Annotated in this window: 2 protein-coding genes; both read left to right on the plus strand. The window is 73.2% G+C overall.

Annotated features, from left to right (window positions below):
* Positions 1-2,832, plus strand: a 2,832-nt coding sequence (locus ACFIF2_RS35705; RefSeq protein ID WP_395577455.1) for an SDR family NAD(P)-dependent oxidoreductase, incomplete at its 5' end; no start/stop codon positions are given.
* On the plus strand, positions 2,829-3,833 hold a 1,005-nt coding region (locus ACFIF2_RS35710; RefSeq protein ID WP_395577456.1), incomplete at its 3' end, for a beta-ketoacyl synthase N-terminal-like domain-containing protein. The genes ACFIF2_RS35705 and ACFIF2_RS35710, both read left to right, overlap by 4 nt.

Consider the following 3,833-nt stretch of genomic DNA (forward strand, 5'->3'; position numbering starts at 1 on the left):
GGGATGCTGGCCGGCGGTCGGCGGGTCGACCTGCCCACCTACCCCTTCCAGCACCAGCCCTACTGGCTCGACGCACCGCGCGCCCCTGCCGGAGACGTGACCGCCGTCGGGCTGACGGAGGCCGGTCACACGCTCGTGCCGGCGGCGGTCGACCTGCCGGACGGGCAGCGGGTCTGGACGGGACGACTGTCGCTGTCTTCGTACCCGTGGCTGGCCGATCACCAGGTGCTCGGGCAGGTGCTGCTACCCGGCGTGGCGTGGGTCGAACTCGCCCTGCACGCGGGCCACCAGGTCGGTTGCGGATCGGTCGAAGAGCTCACCCTGCAGACGCCGCTCGTGCTCGGTGAGGCCGACGCCGTACAGGTGAGGGTCGTCGTCGCGGAGACCGAAGAGCCCGGCACCCGTACCGTGTCGATGCACTCGCGCCGTGACGACGGCAGTTGGGCGACCCACGCCGAGGGGATCCTCGGTGCGGCCGGGCCGTCGCCGGAGGCGCTGCCGGAATGGCCGCCGACCGGCGCCACGCCCCTCGACGTCGAGGGGTTCTACGACGAGCTCGCGGTGGGCGGCTACCACTACGGGCCCGAGTTCCGCGGCCTGCGGCGCGCCTGGCGAGCCGGTGAGGATCTCGTTGCCGAGATCGCGCTGCCGGAGGGCGCCGACGTCGATGGATACGGCCTGCACCCTGGGCTCTTCGACGCGGCCGTGCACAGCGTGGCCTGCGCCCGGACGGGTGCGGGCGCAGGTGATGACGGCCCCCGGCTGCCGTTTGCCTTCTCGGACGTCCGGCTCTTCGCGACCGGGGCGACCTCGCTACGGGTTCGGATCAATCCGCAGGACTCCTCGTGGCAGGCGTGGGACGAATCCGGGCTGCCGGTCCTCACCATCGGGCGGCTCGCCAGCCGGCCCGTCGTCGCCGACCAGTTCGCCGTGCGGCGGACGGGCCACCTCTTCCGCGTCGAAACGCGGCAGGAAGCCCTGGCCGGACCGGCCCCCGCCTCCTGGGCGGTCATCGGAGCGGACCCGGCCGGGCTCGCCGCGGCTCTGGAGGCCATGGGCGCGCAGGTGACGACGACCACCGACCTGGCCGACCTCACATCGGCACCCGACGCCGCCCTGTTCACGCTCCCCGGCACACAAGACGCGGGGGACCCCGAGGATGTGCCGACCGCCGTCCGGGCGGCGACCGCTCAGGTGCTGGAGGTGGTGCAGGACTGGCTCACCGACGAACGTTTCGGCGACGCCCGGCTGGTCGTCGTAAGCCGCGAAGCGGAGGATGGCGACCTCCTCCACGGAACGGCGCGCGGCCTGCTGCGCGCCGCACAGGCCGAGCATCCGGACCGCATCACCCTTGTCGACCTCGATGCTCATCCCGCCTCGCTCGCGGCCCTTCCCGGTTACGCCCTCGGTCCGGAACCGGAGGTCGTCGTACGCGCCGGAGACGGCAGGGCGCCGCGCCTGGCCCGGGTGCAGGCCCCCACCAGAACGGGCTCACTGGGTACCGGCACCGTCCTGATCACCGGAGGTACGGGCACCCTCGGGGGACTCCTCGCCCGGCACTTGGTGGAGACGCACGGAGTCACCCGGCTGCTGCTGGTCAGCCGAGGAGGACCGGCCGCCGACGGCGCGGACCGGCTGCACGCCGAGCTCGCCGAGCGCGGCGCACACGTCGACATCGTGGCGGCCGACCTCGGCGACCGCGCGAGCGTGGCCGCGCTCCTCGCCACGGTCGACGCCGACCATCCGCTGTCGGCCGTCGTGCACGCCGCCGGAGCGCTGGACGACGGCGTGCTCGGCACCCGGTCCGCCGACTGGCTCGACCCGGTCCTGCGGCCCAAGGCGGACGCCGCCTGGCATCTGCACGAGCTGACCGCCGAACTGCCACTGACCGCCTTCGTCCTGTTCTCCTCGGCCGCCTCCGTGTTCGGCGCGGCGGGACAGGCCAACTACGCCGCGGCCAACGGCTTCCTGGACGCACTGGCCGCCCATCGCGTCGCCCAGGGACTGCCCGGCACCTCGCTGGCCTGGGGGCTGTGGGAGCACCGCAGCGAACTGACCCGGCAAGTGGGCTCCCCCTCCCGCAGCATCGCGGCCGTCGGCGCCCTGTCCACTGTGGAGGCCCTGGCCGCCTTCGACGCCGGCCTGACCGCCGGGGAGCCGCTGGCGGTGCCGATCCGGCTGGAGCCGACATCCACGGAGGAGGTCCCGCCGATGCTGCGCGGCCTGGTCCGCGTACGCCGCCGGGCCGCCACCGGCGCGGAACCCGCGGGGAGCGCGGGCGCAGGGCAGGAGACCCGGTGGCTGGCCGAGCTGGGCGCCGACGAGCGACAGCGGCGCGTGCAGCAGATCGTGCTCGACACCGCGGCGGCCGTCCTCGGCCACGACAGCCGCGACGCCATCTCCCCCACCCGGGGCTTCCTGGAGCTGGGGTTCGACTCCCTGACCGCGGTACGGCTGCGCAACCGGCTCTCCCGCCAACTGGGGCTGCGCCTGCCCGCCACGGCGGTGTTCGACCACCCCAGCCCGGCCGCCCTGGCCGCCCACCTGGTCGAGCAACTCGTGGGCACCGTCGACCCGACCGCGCAGGCCATGGAACAGCTGGAAGCCCTGCGTCGCAGCGTGCACCGAGCCACGCCCGACGGCGGCCTGGACCGCGCCTTCCTGACCCAACGCCTGACGGCCCTGCTCGACGAAATGCGGCAGCCCGACGGCCCCGGCGGCACCAAAGGCCCCGACGGCCCCGACGGCTCCGGGGACGACCTGGAGAACGCGACAGCGGACGAGATCTACGCCCTCATCGACAACGAACTGGGCATCGGGGGTACGCAGTGAACAGCGACGACAAAGCGCTCGCCTATCTCAAGCGGGTTACCGCGGATCTGCGGTCGGCGAGAGCCAGGCTGCAGGAACTGGAGTCCGCCGGCACCGAACCCATCGCCATCATCGCCATGGGCTGCCGCCTGCCCGGCGGCGTGCGCACCCCTGAGGACCTGTGGAACCTCGTGGAGAAGGGACGTGATGCGATCGGCCCCTTCCCCGCCGACCGCGGATGGGACCTCGAGAACCTCTACGACCCCGACCCGGACGCGCCGGGCAAGGCCTACGTCCGCGAGGGCGGGTTCGTCCACGACGTATCCGGCTTCGACGCGGGCTTCTTCGGGATCTCGCCGCGTGAGGCGCTGGCGATGGACCCGCAGCACCGGCTCCTGCTGGAGTGCGCGTGGGAGGCCCTGGAACGGGCGGGCATCGACCCGTCTTCCCTCAAGGGCACCCGCACCGGCGTCTATACCGGGCTCATGACTCACGAATACGCGACGCGACTCCCGTCGATCGACGAGGAGTTGGAGGGCGTGATCGGCATCGGCAACGCCGGTAGCGTTGCCTCGGGCCGCGTCTCCTACACGCTCGGCCTGAACGGCCCCGCCGTCACCGTCGACACGGCCTGCTCCTCCTCGCTCGTCGCCCTGCACCTCGCCGCCCAAGCCCTGCGCCAGAGCCAGTGCACCCTTGCGCTGGCCGGCGGCGCCTCCGTCATCGCGGCGCCGACGGTGTTCGCCACCTTCAGCCGACAGCGGGGCCTCGCCCCTGACGGCCGCTGCAAGGCGTTCTCGTCCACGGCCGACGGCACGGGCTTCGGCGAGGGTGTGGGCGTACTGGTCCTGGAGCGCCTCTCGGAGGCACGCCGCAACGGGCACGAGGTCCTGGCCGTCATACGGGGCTCGGCGGTCAACCAGGACGGAGCCAGCAGCGGATTCACCGCCCCGAACGGACCGTCCCAACAGGACGTCATCCGCCAGGCCTTGGCCGACGGTCACCTGACCTCTTCGGACGTG

This window comes from Streptomyces sp. BK79 (assembly GCF_044142145.1).
Taxonomy (GTDB): Bacteria; Actinomycetota; Actinomycetes; order Streptomycetales; family Streptomycetaceae; genus Streptomyces.